The sequence below is a fragment of the Kribbella sp. NPDC056861 genome (genome assembly GCF_040687575.1).
Taxonomy (GTDB): Bacteria; Actinomycetota; Actinomycetes; order Propionibacteriales; family Kribbellaceae; genus Kribbella.
The window spans coordinates 11,696-28,416 of the sequence record NZ_JBFBNQ010000001.1; the positions used below are offsets into that span (position 1 = coordinate 11,696).

Genomic DNA, 16,721 nt, shown 5'->3' on the forward strand with positions numbered 1-16,721 from the left:
CGATGGGTCAACAGAATAACGATGCCGAGGGCAACGATGCGAGCCACGACGGTGCGCCGGATCCGTTGACCGAGGCGCGGGCTCAGGTGGCCGAGCTGGACGACAGATGGCGCCGAGCCGCCGCCGAGCTGGACAACGTCCGCAAACGGGCGGCACGCGACGGCGCCCGGGAACGGACGGACGAACGGATCCGGGTGCTGAGCGGCTGGTTGCCGGTACTCGACAACCTCGAGCGCGCCCTCGAACACTCCGCCCCGGCGGCGGACGGGTTCGCCGAGGGGATCCGATCGATTCGCGACCAGGCACTCGCGCTGGTCGCCGATCTCGGCTATCCGCGGGTCGACGATCTCGGCGAGCAGTTCGATCCGAATCTGCACGAGGCGGTCGGTACGACGCAGAGTGCGGACCACAAGCCCGGCACGGTGGCGCACGTGGCCCGGCCGCGGTACGGCCACGAGGGTCGTGTACTCCGGCCCGCGGCCGTGATCGTGGCGGCGGAGCAGCGCTGATGGCATCGGGCTTCTACTCGGCGCTGGGGGTCTCGCGCGATGCGAGCCAGGACGAGATCCAGCGCGCGTACCGGAAACTGGCGCGGACGTACCACCCGGACGTGAACAAGGACCCCGGCGCCGAGGAGCGGTTCAAGGAGATCTCCGAGGCGTACGACGTGCTGTCCGACCCGAAGACGCGGCAGCGGTACGACACGTTCGGCGAGGATTTCCGCCGGGTGCCGGAGGACGTCGATCCGGCCACCTGGAACCGGGCCCGGGCGGGGGCCGGCGCGCGCCGCCGATCGCCGGGAGCCGGCCCGGAAGGCTTTCCTGACGGTGTCCAGTTCAGCACCGGGGCCGAGGGGATCGACCTCGACGACCTGCTCGGCGGGATCTTCGGCGGCGGTGGCCGGGGTCGGCGCGGATGGGGACCGATTCCGGGCTCGGACCACGAACTCGAGGTCGAGATCACCGTCGAGGAGGCCTACCGGGGCACGAGCCGTGCCCTCGGTCTGACCGGGCCGGACGGCGAACGCTCCGTCAATGTCAAGGTCCCCGCCGGGGTGGTGGACGGCCAGCGGATCCGCCTCGGCGGCCAAGGCGGACAGGGCAGTGCCGGCGCACCGCCCGGTGACCTCTACCTGATCGTCCGGATCGCCGATCATCCGCGGTACCGGCTGGACGGCCGGGACATCCAGGTCGATCTGCCGTTGGCGGTGTGGGAGGGCGCGCTCGGCGCGTCCGTCGTGATCGCGACCCCCGGCGGTGAGGCGACCGTGAAGGTGCCCAAGGGGACGTCGTCCGGCCGCCGGCTGCGGCTGAGGGGCCGCGGCCTGCCGAACCCACGCGGCAAGGCCGGCGACCTGTATGCCGAGGCGAAGTTGATGGTGCCCCGGCGACTCACACCCGAAGAAGTACGCCTGTTCGAGGAACTGGCGGGCACCTCGAAGTTCGACCCGAGGAGACGCAGATGAGTTACCAGCTGTCCAGGCCGGCCCGGCTCGGACTCGAGGACTTCGCTCGCCTGAGCGATGTCCACCCCGAGCTCCTGCAGCGCTTCGTCGCCCTGGGCCTCGTGGACGCCACGACCGACAGCAGTGGCGCTGTCTGGTTCCGGCCCGGTCAGCTCGCGCGGCTGGCGCGGATCCGGCGGCTCCGGGCGGGCCTGGCGCTGAACTACGCGTCGCTCGGACTCGTGCTCGACCTGCTCGATCGGATCGCCGTACTGGAGGCGGAGCGCAGGCGCTTCGCCGGAAGAGGAGCCCGGACATGGAGATGAACCGGTTGACGCAGAAGTCGCAGGAGGCTCTGCACGACGCTCAGACGAAGGCCCTGCGATTCGGGCACAGCCAGATCGACGGCGAGCACCTGTTGCTCGCGCTGCTGGATCAACCGGACGGTCTGGCGTCTCCGCTGCTGGTGCAGGCAGGCGCGGACCCGGACGGGCTCCGGGACCAGCTGGAGCGGGAGCTGTCCAGGCGCCCCAAGGTCAGCGGTCCAGGGGCCGAGCCGGGCCAGGTGATGATCACCCAGCGGTTGTCGCGGCTGCTGGACGCCGCGGAGCGAGAGAGCAAACGGCTGAAGGACGACTACGTCTCGATCGAGCACCTGGTGATCGCCCTGCTCGACGAGAGCCGGCAGAGCACCTCCGGCCGGTTGCTCGCCGACCAGGGACTGACCCGGGACAGGTTCCTGACCGCGCTCAGCTCGGTCCGCGGCAATCAGCGGGTCACCTCGGCCATGCCGGAGGCGTCCTACGAGGCGCTGGAGAAGTACGGCCGCGATCTGGTCAAGGACGCGGCGGAAGGCCGGCTGGAGCCGGTGATCGGGCGCGACCAGGAGATTCGCCGGGTGATCCAGATCCTGTCCCGCAAGACGAAGAACAATCCGGTACTGATCGGTGACCCCGGTGTCGGCAAGACCGCGATCGTGGAGGGGCTCGCGCAACGGATCGCGAACGGCGACGTGCCGGAGGGACTGCGGAACCGGACCGTGTTCGCGCTGGACCTGGCCGCGCTGATCGCCGGCGCGAAGTACCGGGGTGAGTTCGAGGAACGGTTCAAGGCGGTGCTGAACGAGGTGAAGGCCGCGGCAGGACAGATCCTGCTGTTCGTCGACGAGTTGCACACCGTGGTCGGCGCGGGCGCCACCGAGGGCGCGATGGACGCCGGCAACATGCTCAAGCCGATGCTGGCCCGGGGCGAGCTGCACATGATCGGTGCCACGACGCTGGACGAGTACCGCACCCACGTCGAGAAGGACGCCGCGCTGGAACGCCGCTTCCAGCCGGTGGTGGTGGACGAGCCGTCGGCCGAGGACGCCGTCTCGATCCTGCGCGGGCTGCGGGAACGGCTGGAGGTCTTCCACGGCGTGAAGATCGCGGACGCCGCGGTGGTCGCCGCTGTGACGCTCAGCCATCGCTACATCTCCGGCCGGTTCCTGCCGGACAAGGCGATCGACCTGGTCGACGAGGCGTGCGCGATGCTGCGCACGGAGATCGACTCGATGCCTGCCGAGCTGGACGAACTCACCAGGCGGGTGCGCCGGCTGGAGATCGAGGACGCCGCGCTCGCACATGAGGAGGATGCGGCGAGCCGGGCCAGGTTGGAGGAGTTGCGTCGGGAACTGGCAGATCTCCGGGCCGAGGCCGACGCGATGCAGGCACAGTGGGAAGCCGAGCGGAACGCGCTGCGCAAGGTCCAGACGTTGCGCCAGGAGATCGAGCAGGTCAAACAGGAGGCCGAGCAGGCCGAGCGCGAGTACGACCTGAACCGGGCGGCCGAGCTGCGGCACGGCCGGCTGCCGGAGCTGGAACGCCGGCTGGGGTCGGCAGAGGAACGGCTGGCCGGCAAGCAGGGTGGTCAGAGGCTGCTCCGCGAGGTGGTCACGGAGGAGGAGATCGCGGCGATCGTCTCGCGCTGGACCGGTGTCCCGGTCAGTCGCCTGCAGGAGGGTGAACGCGACAAGCTGCTGCGCCTGGACGAGGTCCTGCACGAACGGCTGGTCGGCCAGGACGAGGCGGTCCGGCTGGTCTCCGACGCGATCATCCGGGCGCGCTCCGGGATCAAGGACCCGCGCCGTCCGATCGGCTCGTTCATCTTCCTCGGCCCGACCGGCGTCGGGAAGACGGAGCTGGCCAAGACGCTCGCGGCCTCGCTCTTCGACGCCGAGGAGAACCTGATCCGGATCGACATGAGCGAGTACCAGGAACGCCATACGGTGAGCCGGCTCCTCGGCGCTCCGCCGGGCTACGTCGGTTACGAGGAAGGCGGCCAGCTGACGGAAGCGGTCCGCCGCAAGCCGTACTCGGTGCTGCTGTTCGACGAGATCGAGAAGGCGCACCCGGACGTCTTCAACACGTTGCTGCAGATCCTCGACGACGGCCGGCTGACCGACGCCCAGGGCCGCACGGTCGACTTCCGCAACAGCGTGATCATCATGACCTCGAACATCGGATCCGCCTACCTGCTGGACGGCGTCACCTCCGACGGCCAGATCAAGGAGGATGCGCGCGACGCCGTGATGAGCGAACTGCGGAGCGGTTTCCGGCCCGAGTTCCTCAACCGGGTGGACGAGATCGTGCTGTTCAAACCGCTCACCCAGGGCGAGATCGAGCGCATCGTCGACCTGATGTTCGACGACCTGCGAACCCGCCTCGCCGACGGCCGGATGACGCTCGACGTCGACCCCGCGGCGGCCCGGTTCATCGCGGAGCAGGGCTTCGACCCGGTGTACGGCGCGCGGCCGCTGCGACGGTTCATCGCTCGCGAGGTGGAGACCAGGATCGGCCGGCTGCTGCTCGGCGGCGCGGTTCCCGACGGCGCGACCCTGCGGGTGTCGGTCGGCCACGGTGAGATCGAGATCGCGTACCACGACCCGAGCGAGGTGGCGGCATGAGCGTGGTCACCTGCCCCAACTGTCAGCACCGCAACCGGGTGCCGGCCGCGGCCGACGGCGTACCCCGGTGCGGTAAGTGCAGGCAGCCGTTGCCCTGGATCGTCGACGCGGGGGACCAGGACTTCGCCGAGGTGGTCGAACAAGGCACGATGCCGGTTCTGGTCGATCTGTGGGCACCGTGGTGCGGCCCGTGCCGCCTGGTCAGCCCGGTGCTGGACGAGCTCGCCACCGAGCGGGCCGGAGAGGTCAAACTCGTGCGGGTGAACGCCGACGAGGCGCCGGCGATCTCCCAGCGGTTCAACGTCGCGTCGATCCCCACTCTGCTGGTCCTGCGCGACGGGCAGGTGGTCGCCGAGCGGATCGGCGCCGCTCCGGCGACCGCTCTGCGGCCCTGGCTCCGGGACGCGCTGACGAAGGAGGTCGCCGGATGACGAGCGCTGTGGATCCCCATCTGTCCCTGGTCAGGCCGGTCCGGCCACGGACGCCGCAAGGGTGCGAGGAGTGCCTCAGGCTGAACTCGCCCTGGGTGCACCTGCGCCTTTGCCTGAGCTGCGGTCATGTCGGTTGCTGCGACGCGTCGCCGTTGAAGCATGCCCGAGCCCACGCGGCGTACCAGCGGCACCCGATCGTGCGGTCGTTCGAACCGGGTGAGGACTGGCGCTGGTGCTACTTCGACGAGGCCTTCGTATGACGAAGCGAACTCCCGGAGCCGCGACCCCGGAGACCCCCGGCTGGGTGACCGAGGAGACACCCGACATCCACGGCGCCTATCCCCGGCTGGAGGAGTACCAGATCTCGGAACTGGCGGCTGTCGGCGAGCAGCGTGCGGTCGGCAAGGGGGAGACGCTGCAGCGTGCCGGTGAACCGTCGGACGAGTTCCTGGTGGTGCTCGAGGGCAGGGTGATGGTGATCCAGGACGTCGGCTCGGAGCAGCGGGTGATCGCGGTCCACGGTCCGCGCCGTTTCCTCGGCGATCTCGGCCTGCTCACCGGGCAGCCGTCGTTCCTCACCTGGGTGACCGAGGAGGCGGGGCGGGTGCTGGCCGTCCCGATCGAGGCGCTGCGCGAGATCGTTCCGCGGGACTCGTTGCTGGCCGATCTGATCCTGCGGGGTTTCCTGGTCCGCCGCTCCCTCCAGCTGACCATCGGTGCGGGCTTCACCATCGTCGGCTCGCGGTTCTCGGCCGACACCCGCCGGCTGCGGGACTTCGCTGCCCGCAACCGGTTGCCGCATCACTGGATCGATCTGGAGAACGACGATGACGCCGAGCGGCTGCTGCGGGATCTGGGCATCGACCGGGCCAGCACGCCAGTGGTGCTCTGGCGCGGCAGAGTACTGCGCAACCCGGGCAACGAGCAGCTGGCCGAGTTGGCCGGACTGCGCCCGGCGACACCGCCTCGGTCGGTCTGCGACCTGATCGTCGTCGGAGCCGGTCCGGCCGGCCTGGCGGCTGCTGTCTACGGCGCCTCCGAAGGCCTGGCAACGATGGTCGTGGACAGCGTCGCCACCGGTGGACAGGCCGGCACCTCGTCCAGGATCGAGAACTACCTGGGCTTCCCGGCCGGCATCAGTGGGAGCGAGCTCGCCGATCGTGCGGTGGTGCAGTGCAGACGGTTCGGCGCGGACCTCGTCGTACCGGCCGGCGCCGAAGGCCTCGGCATGGAGGAGGGCCATCATGTTGTCCGGCTGGACGGCGGAGAGCGGGTCACCGGCCGCGCGGTGGTGATCGCCTCCGGCGTGCACTACCGCCGCCTGGAGATACCCGGTCTCGATTCCCTGGAGCCGACGAGCGTGTACTACGCCGCGACGGAGGTCGAGGCGAGCATGTGCCACGGCGACCCGGTGGTCGTCGTCGGCGGCGGCAACTCGGCCGGCCAGGCCGCCGTCTTCTTGTCCCAGTCCGCCCGTCAGGTGACTCTGGTTGTCCGCAGCAACGATCTCGGCCGGGACATGTCCCGTTACCTGGCCGACCGGATCGAGGAGATCGACCAGATCCGGGTGCTGCTGCACAGTGAGCCGCGCGGGGTCCGTGGCCGCCGCCTACTGGAAGAGGTGGTGGTCGAGGACCTTGGGAGCGCGAAACGGCAGTCCGTACCGGCGAGGGCTCTGTTCGTCTTCATCGGAAGCGTTCCGCAGGTCCAATGGCTCGACGACCAGATCGAGCTCGACGAACACGGGTATCTGCGTACCGGTAGCCAACTGGGCCCAGGGCACCGATTGCTGGAGACCAGCCGGCCCGGCGTGTTCGCGGCCGGTGACATCCGGAGCGGCTCGGTCAAACGGGTCGCGGCGGCGGTCGGTGACGGCGCGCTGGTGGTGCGCCTCGTCCACGAGTACCTGGCCGGAAACTGACTGCACGAACCGGGGATGTGCCCGGCGGCGGGCCGCGGACAACCCGTGGCAGTTGCGTTCGGCAACGCCGGAGGAACCTCGCCACCGACTTCAGGCCACTGCCGATGCCGAGCGCTACCGTAGGCTGCAGCTCGCGCATCTCCGGACCGGAGCCGTCCGGTAGCCGGGCAATTCCGCTTCTCAGGATTTTGCCGCGCCCGGATGGGTACCCCATCGCCCGATTCGCTGGTGTTCTTGCTGGGGCGTGCCGCGCCCCGAGCAGCCTGCGAGTAGTCGACGGGTCTCGCAGGGGAGCAGGAATGAGTGCCATGGTGGGTTCGGCCGCCCCGGCTCCGCAGTTGCGGGGTCGAGAGCGGGAATGGACGGCGGTCCGAGGTGTCCTGGACGCCGCGGCGCGGGGCCGTGGGCGGCTCGTCGTCGTCGACGGCGCCGCCGGGTCGGGAAAGAGCATGCTGTTGACCGCCGCGGCGAATCTGGCCGCGAGTCGCGGGTTCGCTGTGGCGCGGGCCGACGTCACTCCGGCTGGGACGGAGGGCGAGCACGACCGCGGCCGGCCGCGGCTGGTGGCGGTGGACGACCAGCAAAGCTTGGACAGGACCGTGGATACGGCGTTGTCCGAGCGGATCCTCGATCGACGCGTCGTCTGGATCGTGGTCCGCCGGGCCGGTGCGGTCGCCGAGTGGCTGCCGCCGGCTGTCGTCCTCCTCGAGCTCGGGTCGCTGCCGGACAAGGCTGTTGCCGAGTTGGCGAGCGACATTCTGTACGGCCGGCCCGATGCCGAGCTGTTGTCGATGGCAGCGGGAGCCGGAGGCAACCCGTTGCTGCTGGTGTCGCTGTTCGAGGGGCTGCGGGACGAGAACCTGGCGACAGTGGCGCAGGGGCAGGTGCGGTTGGCGCGCAGGCAGGTGCCGCGACGCACGGCGGAGATCGTCGACGCGTGGGTGCAGGCACTCAGTCCCGCCGCGTGCAACCTGCTGGAGGTGGCTGCCTGCCTCGAGCCGGTCTTCACGCTCGACACGCTTGCCGCGATGTTCGGGCGATCGCCTGCGCGGCTGCTGGCGCCACTGGACGAACTGGTCGGGCGTGACCTCCTGCTGATCGGCTTGCAAGGTGTCCTGACCTTCCGGCATGAGTTGGTCCGCCAATCGGTGCTGCACCAGGTCCCGTGCGCGATCCGTGACGCCTTGCGGGCCGAGTCGCCGTCCCCGGCCGCCACAAGCAGGAGGCAGGGCTGCGGTCCGGACAGCGACGGCTGGGAGCAGTTGTCGCAATCCGAGCGGAGTATCGCCGAGTTGGTGGCGGCGGGGATGACGAACCGGGAGGCAGCGGAGCGGCTGCTGCTGTCGCCGCACACGATCTCGTTCCACCTGCGCAAGATCTATCGCAAGCTCGGCATCGTCTCCCGGATCGAGCTGACCCGGATCGCCCTCGCAGGCGACCGGACCGGCGGCGAGTCCGGCTCGGGCTACTCCGGCTAGCGGGAAGGACATGGGCGCCATGTGGAACGAGACCCTGGATCAAGTACCTGTCCGTCGTCTGGCGGCTGCCCGCCGACAGACTCGGCAACTTGTCGAGACTGCCTCGGTCCTGGGGCATTTCGACGTACGGTACGCCGCCGTGATGATGCGCCTGACCGTCGCCGAACTACTGCCTGCGGTCCACGAGGCACTGGCCATCGGCGCCTTGGTGGAGGACGGGCGACAACTGGCCTTGACCGACCACGGCCGCCACCCCGCGAGGCTGACTGGTCGGCCCACTTTCGGGTGGGACAGTCTGACACGGGCAGAGCTGAGGATCGCGCGGCTGGCTGCCGAGGGACTGACGAACCAGCAGATGGCCGACCGGTTGGCGTTGTCCCGTCATACGGTCGAATCGCATGTTCGGCATGTCTTCCGCAAGCTCGACATCCGCTCCCGGGTCGAGCTGACCCGCCTGGTCATGACCCATGAGCCCGCGGTGAAAGGCCTCGGGGGTTGACCTTTGGATCGTTGGAAGGCTAGACCAGAGATGTTGCGTGACGATCGGGGATCCTGCTCCGGCCCGAAGACTACCGCCGGACCGGCACCTTCTTGATTGTGAACAGGTCGGTGACCGAACTCGGTGGGCGGTGAGCTGGATGGTTGCGGCAGACAAGGGAACGTCCGGATCCAACAACATGATCACCGGTTCCGAACAGGTCGGAACCTTCCGCTATCTGGTGGCGGACGAGAGGTGGTGGTTCTCGCCGGAGGTCTTTGCCATGCACGGCCTGGCGCCGGACACCGTGCTGACCAGCGATCTCGTCCTGGCCTTCAAGCATCCGGACGACCGGCTGCCCTCGCTCGAGCTCATTACGAAGGTACTTTTCGTCGGAAAGCCGTTCTGTTTCCCGCACCGGATCATCGACACCGCGGGGCAGACCCACAACGTAGTGGTCCTCGGCCACGCCACCACTGACGCTGCGGGCCTCACCACCAGCATCGACGGGTACGCGGTCGATCTGACCGACAGTCAACGGCGGTATGCGGACGAGGCGGGAACCGAGGCCATTCGAGCCGCCACGGAGCATCGCGCCGCGATCGAGCAGGCCAAGGGAGCGATGATGGTGGTCTACGGCCTGAGCCCGGTCGCCGCGATCGAACTTCTCCGCTGGCACTCCACCCAGAGCAATGTCAAGTTGCAGGTTGTCGCCGAGCGACTGGTGGAGTTGCTGACCGGTAAGACACTGTCGTCGCCTGTGACGCGCCGAAGCGTGGACCAGATGCTGTACGACATAACCCACCGACTGGACTAGGAGCGGGCGCGTACGCCCCATTCTGTTGCCGGCAGCAACGTCTGGGGGAAGGCCTGATCGACAGCCGGTGCCGCGTCGGCCAGTGCGACGATGCACACCAACGGCAGCACCCACAATCTCGGCTCCAGAAATCTCGAGACCCGAAGACGTACTATCTTCCGGTCCTTGACGAGGTCCCGGTCGTGGTCCGGGGACCGGCCAGGTCGGACAGCAGGGTGTCGGTCTGCAGGTGGGTCAGAGAACTCACCTGCTGGCGTCTGGCGGCCTCGACGAAGCGCACGGCCAGGTCACGGACGGCGACTCTGCCGTTGCGTGAGTGCCATACCAGCAGGGCGAACGCTGCATCGTCGTCCAGGTCGTAGATCACCATCAGAATGCCCTTGGCCTGATCGATGGCCGCGCGCGTCAGCAGGGCTCGCCGAAGGTTGCGCAGATCGGCCAGCAGGAGGTCCGAGGCGGGAAGCGACGCGGCTGGTTCGGCCATGATTCGTTCGACCGCCTCGTCGAACGAACAGAAGATCCGGATCTTGAGCTGCTGGTCGGTCGAGACGGGGTCGACCAGTTTCCGCGCCTGCGGCGCGAGGCTGGAGACCGCGATCAGCGGAACCTCCGAGTCCGAGCCGCACAGCGACTCGAGCAGGACCTCCAGTCCTGGACGATCGCAGTTCGTCAATCCCGCCGCGTCGACGACCAGGCGTTCCGGCCGGTAGGACAGCACATCCCGAAAAGACGATCGAAGCCGGCGGCCGGAATGGGCCTCCAGCGAGCCGAGCAGCCTCACGACCAGGAGGCCTGGCCGGAAATCCAGATCGATCCTCGGCCCATGGCCGGTGATCACACTACGGTCGGGTCGAGACAGGTTCGCCTTCATGGGCATGCGGCCAGTCCTCACGAGCATTGGTGAGACCAGGCCGCCTTCTGAACCTGTGGTCCACCCTAGGCATCCGGCTGCGATGTGTCGAGAGTTGCACGTCAAGCGGTGAGCGCGGCGTGCATGATCCGCAGAATGTCCCGCAGCAGCCGGGAGACCTGCATCTGGCTGACGCCGATCTCCACGCCGATCTCGGCCTGGGTGCGGTGATCCACGAACCTGCGGCGAAGGATGAGCCGGTCCCTGGCGGGAAGCTCTGCCACCACCGGCCGTAGTACCTCGATGTGCTCGAGCAGCTCGTAGCTGTTGGTCTGCTCGGCCAGCGCGGTGGCCAGCGACAGCGTGGGGGCGGTGCCGATCGGCGCGTCGAGCGACATCGGATGGAAGCATCCGTGGGCGCATTGAGCGTCGACGATCTCCGCTGCAGACACACCGATGGCGTCGGCGAGATCGCCGGTCGTCGGCCAGCGACGAAGGGCCGTCGCGAGCTCTCCCTCCGCGACGCTGATCGCAGCCTGAAGTTCCTGGATCCGGCGCGGTGGTTTGACCATCCAGGCCCGGTCGCGGAAGTAGCGGCGGATCTCGCCGCGGATCGTGGGAATCGCGTACGACCGGAAGTCGGTGTCCGGTCCGGGCCGGTAGTTGTTCGCGGCCGTCACCAGCCCCACACTGGCGATCTGGACGAGGTCGTCGCCGTCGACCCCGCGGTGGGTGTAGCGCGAGGCGAGGGTCCGTGCCATCGGTACGCCCAGAACGATGGCGTCATCGACGTGCCGGGCCCTTCGCGAGTCGGTCGGCTCCGTCGCGGCCAACCGCAGCAGGCGCTCGATCTCCGCGCTTTGCCGGTCGCGGTGCCGTTGTACGGAGATCGCCTTCGGGATCAGCGGGATTGAGCCATCAGTGGCCATGAAACGTCCTGGTTGCCGCTGCCGGCCAGCGTGGCGGCGAGTTGGGCCACGGCCGAACCACTTCACCGTACCCGTCTTTGCGACCGGACACCCGTTTCGTCCGGAAGAATGTTGCGCTCACCCGTAATCCGGCCGGCTCACCGGTTACTGGGCAGAGGCGGCCGACTACCACGCCGGACCCGTCGCTCTCGAGCCTTTCTATCGTTGCCTGAAGCAATGATCTTGCCCAGAGCTTTCGTACGGGCCGGGGAACCGCGCAGGCCGGGGGAGCGGACACGGTTTCGCCGGTACTCGGCTGGGTACCCACCTGCGTCCTCAGTGGGTGGTGGGCTGCGCCGTCGCTGATTCCGTTGTGCCGGAAGGAGTTCTCATGCCGGACTATCCGCCGGTCGCCGAGATCATGGAGATCGCTGCCTCCAGCGCCTCCTTGCACGATCGGGCCAGCACCCTTCTGGAGGGCCTCGACCGCTGGGCGCCGTGCGACGCCGCCTGGCTGGCTCTGACCGATCCGCGGTCGAACCTGTACGCACCGATCGGCAGCTCCGGGCTCGATCGATCCGTGACGGCGTACCTCGACCGTCCGGAGGTCGCGCACGAGATCGAACTGATCGGGCTCAACCGCGAAGGTCCGCCGATCAGTACGGCGGACCTGCCGATCGCCATCGACCAGTTGTCGACGTGGTCGGAGTGCCTCACCCCGGCCGGCTTCCGCGAAGGTCTGGGTGTGGCCCTGTTCGAGCCCGGTGGCCGTCATGTGGGAGTCCTCGGCCTGCTGTACGCCGATGGTCGAGCACCGGCGCCTGCGCTGTGCGACCGCCTCGGGGAGCTGTCTCCGCTGATCGCCCGGGCTCTGTCGCCGATGCGTTCGCTCCTGGACGCCGCGCGCATCGTGCGGGGTGCCGTTGCCGGGGTGGTCCTGCTCCAGGACGGCACGATCTGCCCGCTGCCGGGCTTGGACGGCCACGCGCTGCTGGTCGCCGAGTCGCCGTCCGTGGAGATCGCCCGGCGGTCCCTTCTGGCCGGCCAGGTCTACCGGTCGTTCCTGTGGCCGACGGGAAACGGTTCGGGAGGTGTCGAGCACGCGCGTCTGACCGTGCTGGCCGCGACCGAACTCCCGGCTCTGGTGCTAGGTGCGGTCCTGGTGACACCGCGTCCCGACTCTCGAGGCCTGACGTCGCGCGAGCTCCAGGTGCTCGGACTGGTGGTCGAGGGCCGTTCGAACCAGCAGATCGCCAGCAGGCTGGCCGTGGCCCTCGGTACCGTCGCCACGCACGTCGAACGCCTTCTGGACAAGCTGGAGGCACCGACGAGAACGGTGGCCGCGGTGCGGGCGGAGCGGGAGGGGTGCTACGTCCCTCCCGCCTCCTTACCTCCTCATCCACCCGGACGGAAAACGGCACGAACGCAGCCGTCCTCCTTGTCCTTGAACATCCGGTAGCCCTTCGGCCCGTCATCGAGCGACATCACGTGCGTGGCGAGGTGTTCGGTCTTCACCTCGTCCCGGCTCATCAGCTCGAGAATCTCGGGGATGTACCGGTGTCCGTGTTGCTGGGCGCCGCGCAGCGTCAGCCCTTTGTTCATCACCGCACCGAGCGGGAACTTGTCCACCAGACCGGCGAAGACGCCGAGGGTGAACACCGTCCCGCCCTTTCGGCAGGCATAGATGGCCTCACGCACCGCTGCGGGCCGGTCGGTCTGCAGCCGCAGTTGCTGCTTGACCTGGTCGTACAGATACTGCGGGCCCGGGGTGTGCGCCTCCATACCCACTGCCTCGATGCAGACGTCCGGTCCCCGGCCACCGGTGATTTCGCGGAGCTCGGCCGGGACATCGACCTGCTCGTAGTCGAGCGTCTCCGCCCCGATGTGCGTACGGACCTGCTCGAGCCGGTTGTCGTACCGGTCGATGACAACGACCCGCTCGGCGTCCATCAGCATCGCCGAGCGAGCAGCCATCTGGCCGACTCCGCCCGCACCCCACACCGCGACGACATCACCCGGTCGTACGTCGGCCAGGTGCGCTCCGGTCCAGCCGGTCGGCGCCGCGTCCGAGGCGAACAGGGCGCGCTCGTCGGACACGTTGCCGGGGATGGCGAAGGCACCCTGATCGGCGTACGGCACCCGGATGTAGCGTGCGTGGCTGCCGGCCCAGCCGCCCAGCGCGTGCGAGTAGCCGTAGCAGCCGCCGATCGACTGGCCCCAGAGCGCCTCGGTGATTCCGGGGTTCGGATTGCCGTTGTCGCACAGCGACCACAGCCCCTGCCGGCAGTACCAGCACTGCCCGCAGCTGGTGAACGAGACGACCACCACGCGGTCGCCGACCTGGTGCTTGGTGACACCACGGCCGATCTCGACGACGGTCCCCATGAACTCGTGCCCGAGTACGTCGCCCGCTCGCATGGCGGGGATGTAACCACCGACCAGGTGCAGGTCCGAGCCGCAGGTCGCGCTCAGCCCGACCTCGAGGATCAGGTCGTGGTTGTTGAGGATCCTGGGCTCCGGGACATCCTCGACGCCGATCTCGTTGACTCCGCGCCAGGTCACCGCCTTCATCGCACGCCTGCCCTGGGCGCTGCCCTGGTCCACGACTCCAGGAGCAGGCCTCCAGGGGTGGCCGTTCGCCGGCCGTGCGGAGCCGGATCGACCATCAGTACTTCGCCGACCTCGATCAGCTGTTTGGCCCGGCGCAGGGCGGACCGCAGGTCAGCCTCCGGGTCACTGCCACGCAACCGGTGCAGCGCGCTGCCCGACGATGTCTCCCGGTCGCGTAGCCGAGCCGCCAGCTCGGTGCCCTTGTCGCCGGGCGCACTGCGGATCCGGACCTCGATCCGGTCTCCGAACTTGGCCAGCGGAGCAGGGAGGTCCTCGATGTCCAGGTCGGCAGGGTCCCGGAACACCGTGACCGCGAGCCAACCGGATGCCGGTCCGTTCGCTCCGGCCGGCCCGTCGGCGGAGGGGCCGACGGCTGACCGCAGCTGCCGTACCAGCGTTCCACCGGCGCGCGCTGCCAGCGACGCCGCGGTGCCGATCGGCCGGTTCATGCCCGGCCTCCTGCTCCTGCCGACTGCGCAGCGTTGGCGAACTCCTGCACGATGCGTTCGCAGAACGCCGGCAGGTCGTCCGGCGACCGGCTCGTGGTGATGTTGCCGTCGGTGACGACCTGCTCGTCCACCACCTCCGCCCCGGCGTTGCGCAGGTCGGTGCGGATGCTCGGCCAGGAGGTCAGCCGGCGTCCGCGTGCGACGTCGGCCTCGACGAAGCTCCATGGGCCGTGGCAGATCGAGGCGACCGGCTTGCCCGATTCGACGAAGTCTCGGACGAACTTCACCGCGGCGGGTTCCATCCGCAACTTGTCGGGGTTGACGGTGCCGCCCGGCAGCAGCAGCGCCTCGTAGTCGTCAACCGACACCTTGCCGACCAGTTGGTCGACCACGAAGGTGCCGGCGTCCTCCAGGTCGTGGTCGCGTGCCTGGATCTCGCCGCTGGTGATGGAGACGATGTCGGTGACGGCGCCGGCGTCGTCCAAGGCCTGGCGTGGCCGTTCGAGTTCGATCCGTTCCACCCCGTCGGCCGCGAGGATGGCGATCCGGCGGCCCTTGAGCACTGTGGTGGTCATCTCAGGCACTCGTTCCGGCCATCGTCGGATGCAGCACGACCTTGGTCCAGCCGTCGTCGCGCCGGTCGAAGTGTTCGTAGGCCTCCGGGGCCTGGTCCAGCGGCAACAGTTCGTCGCCGGCGCCGGGGTCCTCGGGTACGAAGACGCCGACGTTCCCGATCCTGCCGGTGAAGCGCACGGAGGCGACCAGCCGGTTCATCGTCAGGTTGGGCTGCTCGTGGCCGCTCGGGTCGTGTGCCTGGTAGCCGACGCACTCGCAACCGTTGTCGGCGCCCAGTCCCATCGTCTCGTCGAGCACGGCCTGGACCGGGTCGACCAACGAGTCGTCGATCGCGATCGCGCCGATGGACTCGGCCAGCCGCAACCGGTCCGGATGCCTGTCGACGATCATCACCTTGCTCGCCCCGCGAATGGTTGCTGCCAGTGCGGCCATCAAGCCGACCGGACCCGCGCCGTAGATGACGGTCTGGTCGCCGGGCTGGACGCCGGCCATTTCGGTGGCGTGGTAGCCGGTCGGGAAGATGTCGGCGAGCATCACGTAGTCGGTCTGGCGCTCTTCGGCGTCATCACCCAGCCGCAGACAGTTGAAGTCGCCCCAGGGCACGCGCAGCAGCTCGGCCTGGCCGCCGCCGTACGGGCCCATGTCGGCGAAGCCGTACGCGGCGCCGGCCAGGTCGGGCTCGGGCTGGGCGGTCAGGCAGTAGTTCGTGAGCTGACGCTCGCAGTTCTTGCAGTGCCCGCAAGCGATGTTGAACGGCAGCACGACCCAGTCGTCCACCCGGATCTTGTCGACGCCGTGGCCGACCTCGACCACCTGTCCCAGGTTCTCGTGCCCGAACGACCGACCGGGCTCGAAGTCCGTCCGTCCCTCGTACATGTGCAGGTCCGAACCACAGATGTTCGCCGATGTGATCCGGACCAGGACGTCGGTCGGCCGCTCGATCCGCGCGTCCGCCACCTCCATCACACTGACCTTTCCCGGTCCTACGTACACCACTGCCTTCGTGCTGTCTCCCTTGTCGCGGATGCGTCGTACCGTCCTGACCTCGCGTCTCCATTACAGGCAGCGTGGCCCCGCGGACCGGTATCCGCAGAACTGCCGATACCGGAGGCGTCGCAGCAGCTGAGACAGCAGATCAAAGCGGTTCACCTCGCGGCGTACGCCGGCTTGCGGAAGCGGTCCTACTCTTGCCTATGGCATCGACCTCACGCAGCGCGAGCGGGGCGAAGGCCGGTGATACTGGTCGGGACGAGGCAGCCCGGCGCCCGGTCGATCGCCACGGTGATCAGAGACAGCGCAACTGCGGCAAGAACGCACAGCAGCGGAACGATCCTGGAGGGTGTAGTCAGTTACGTACTGATGCGGCTACTCGTTGGTGGGTCGGCGGGCGTCGGTCGGCCGCAGTCGATAGCCTTCTCCCGGCAGCCGCGTGGCTGGTGCTCGAGGGGGCCTGATGGATGACGAACTGATGGTGCAGATCGACGTCCGCGATCAGGGGACCGAGGTCGTGATCGCGGTGGCCGGGGAGCTCGACTTCGGGTCGACGCGGGGACTGCTGGCCGCCGCTGAAGGCTTCGCGACGGCTGGGCGGACGATCGTTGTCGATCTGGCAGAGGTCAGTTTCTGCGACTCGAGCGGGCTCGGCGCGCTGGTGCGGCTGTTCCGGAAGGCAGAGGCTGCCGGGGGTGAGCTGAAGCTGGCGCGTCCACAGCCGCATCTGCTGACGGTGCTGTCGATCTCCAAGCTGGATCGGATGTTCGAGATCTCTTCGGAGCTGCCGGCCGCCAAGTCTGTCCCTCCCGCGCCGTGACCTGA

18 protein-coding genes are annotated in these 16,721 nt (G+C 68.8%); 12 read left to right on the forward strand and 6 right to left on the reverse strand.

Annotated elements, in window-relative coordinates; all coding sequences use genetic code 11:
• Positions 1 to 2: 2 nt before the first annotated feature.
• The 10 genes from AB0P21_RS00075 to AB0P21_RS00120 all read left to right on the forward strand — a co-directional run bounded on the left by AB0P21_RS00075 (position 3) and on the right by AB0P21_RS00120 (position 9,513).
• A complete protein-coding gene (locus AB0P21_RS00075; RefSeq protein ID WP_363692568.1) occupies positions 3 to 509 on the forward strand; it encodes a nucleotide exchange factor GrpE in 507 nt (168 codons plus the stop codon).
• A complete protein-coding gene (locus AB0P21_RS00080) occupies positions 509 to 1,465 on the forward strand; it encodes a DnaJ C-terminal domain-containing protein (RefSeq protein ID WP_363692569.1) in 957 nt (318 codons plus the stop codon). The genes AB0P21_RS00075 and AB0P21_RS00080 overlap by 1 nt, the downstream gene beginning before the upstream one ends.
• Positions 1,462 to 1,770 carry a chaperone modulator CbpM gene (locus AB0P21_RS00085; protein ID WP_363692570.1) on the forward strand — a complete coding sequence of 103 codons (309 nt, stop codon included), beginning with the start codon at positions 1,462 to 1,464 and terminating at the stop codon, positions 1,768 to 1,770. The genes AB0P21_RS00080 and AB0P21_RS00085 overlap by 4 nt, the downstream gene beginning before the upstream one ends.
• Positions 1,761 to 4,388 carry an ATP-dependent chaperone ClpB gene (gene clpB / locus AB0P21_RS00090; protein ID WP_363692571.1) on the forward strand — a complete coding sequence of 876 codons (2,628 nt, stop codon included), beginning with the start codon at positions 1,761 to 1,763 and terminating at the stop codon, positions 4,386 to 4,388. Before AB0P21_RS00085 ends, clpB begins: the two co-directional genes overlap by 10 nt.
• Entirely contained in the window at positions 4,385 to 4,819 is a 435-nt protein-coding gene (trxA, locus tag AB0P21_RS00095) for a thioredoxin (protein WP_363692572.1), read from the forward strand. The genes clpB and trxA overlap by 4 nt, the downstream gene beginning before the upstream one ends.
• Positions 4,816 to 5,079 (forward strand): UBP-type zinc finger domain-containing protein, encoded by a 264-nt coding sequence (locus AB0P21_RS00100; protein ID WP_363692573.1) that lies wholly within the window; start codon positions 4,816 to 4,818, stop codon positions 5,077 to 5,079. The genes trxA and AB0P21_RS00100 overlap by 4 nt, the downstream gene beginning before the upstream one ends.
• Complete coding sequence (locus AB0P21_RS00105) at positions 5,076 to 6,740, forward strand: FAD-dependent oxidoreductase (protein ID WP_363692574.1); 1,665 nt, start codon at positions 5,076 to 5,078, stop codon at positions 6,738 to 6,740. Before AB0P21_RS00100 ends, AB0P21_RS00105 begins: the two co-directional genes overlap by 4 nt.
• 299 nt (positions 6,741 to 7,039) lie before the next feature.
• Positions 7,040 to 8,218, forward strand: a complete 1,179-nt coding sequence (locus AB0P21_RS00110; protein WP_363692575.1) for a BREX system ATP-binding domain-containing protein — start codon at positions 7,040 to 7,042, stop codon at positions 8,216 to 8,218.
• 19 nt (positions 8,219 to 8,237) lie between these two features.
• Positions 8,238 to 8,717 carry a helix-turn-helix transcriptional regulator gene (locus tag AB0P21_RS00115; RefSeq protein ID WP_363692576.1) on the forward strand — a complete coding sequence of 160 codons (480 nt, stop codon included), beginning with the start codon at positions 8,238 to 8,240 and terminating at the stop codon, positions 8,715 to 8,717.
• A 139-nt stretch (positions 8,718 to 8,856) separates the two neighbouring features.
• Positions 8,857 to 9,513 carry an ANTAR domain-containing protein gene (locus tag AB0P21_RS00120; RefSeq protein WP_363692577.1) on the forward strand — a complete coding sequence of 219 codons (657 nt, stop codon included), beginning with the start codon at positions 8,857 to 8,859 and terminating at the stop codon, positions 9,511 to 9,513.
• Positions 9,514 to 9,664: 151 nt separating this feature from the next.
• Here the strand turns inward: AB0P21_RS00120 and AB0P21_RS00125 are convergent, their stop codons facing one another.
• Entirely contained in the window at positions 9,665 to 10,390 is a 726-nt protein-coding gene (locus AB0P21_RS00125; RefSeq protein ID WP_363692578.1) for an ANTAR domain-containing protein, read from the reverse strand.
• Between the two features lie 95 nt (positions 10,391 to 10,485).
• The gene (locus AB0P21_RS00130; protein WP_363692580.1) at positions 10,486 to 11,292 is read right to left on the reverse strand and encodes a sigma-70 family RNA polymerase sigma factor; all 807 of its coding nucleotides are present in this window, start codon (positions 11,290 to 11,292) and stop codon (positions 10,486 to 10,488) included.
• Positions 11,293 to 11,662: 370 nt separating this feature from the next.
• On the opposite strand from AB0P21_RS00130, the gene AB0P21_RS00135 reads away from it, so the two are divergent.
• The gene (locus AB0P21_RS00135; RefSeq protein WP_363692581.1) at positions 11,663 to 12,730 is read left to right on the forward strand and encodes a LuxR C-terminal-related transcriptional regulator; all 1,068 of its coding nucleotides are present in this window, start codon (positions 11,663 to 11,665) and stop codon (positions 12,728 to 12,730) included.
• On the opposite strand, the gene AB0P21_RS00140 is transcribed toward AB0P21_RS00135, so the two are convergent.
• Genes AB0P21_RS00140 through AB0P21_RS00155 form a run of 4 tightly spaced genes read right to left on the reverse strand, consistent with a single transcriptional unit; the run spans position 12,667 to position 15,869 of the window.
• A complete protein-coding gene (locus tag AB0P21_RS00140; RefSeq protein WP_363692582.1) occupies positions 12,667 to 13,842 on the reverse strand; it encodes a zinc-dependent alcohol dehydrogenase in 1,176 nt (391 codons plus the stop codon). The two genes, AB0P21_RS00135 and AB0P21_RS00140, sit on opposite strands and share 64 nt — an antisense overlap.
• A complete protein-coding gene (locus AB0P21_RS00145) occupies positions 13,839 to 14,330 on the reverse strand; it encodes a hypothetical protein (protein ID WP_363692583.1) in 492 nt (163 codons plus the stop codon). Before AB0P21_RS00145 ends, AB0P21_RS00140 begins: the two co-directional genes overlap by 4 nt.
• Entirely contained in the window at positions 14,327 to 14,905 is a 579-nt protein-coding gene (locus AB0P21_RS00150; protein WP_363692584.1) for a type 1 glutamine amidotransferase domain-containing protein, read from the reverse strand. Before AB0P21_RS00150 ends, AB0P21_RS00145 begins: the two co-directional genes overlap by 4 nt.
• A gap of 1 nt (position 14,906) precedes the next feature.
• A complete protein-coding gene (locus AB0P21_RS00155; RefSeq protein ID WP_363692585.1) occupies positions 14,907 to 15,869 on the reverse strand; it encodes a glutathione-independent formaldehyde dehydrogenase in 963 nt (320 codons plus the stop codon).
• A gap of 490 nt (positions 15,870 to 16,359) precedes the next feature.
• Here AB0P21_RS00155 and AB0P21_RS00160 point away from each other — a divergent pair, with 490 nt between their 5' ends.
• On the forward strand, positions 16,360 to 16,716 hold the full coding sequence (locus AB0P21_RS00160; protein ID WP_363692587.1) for an STAS domain-containing protein: 357 nt from the start codon (positions 16,360 to 16,362) through the stop codon (positions 16,714 to 16,716).
• Positions 16,717 to 16,721: the final 5 nt, after the last annotated feature.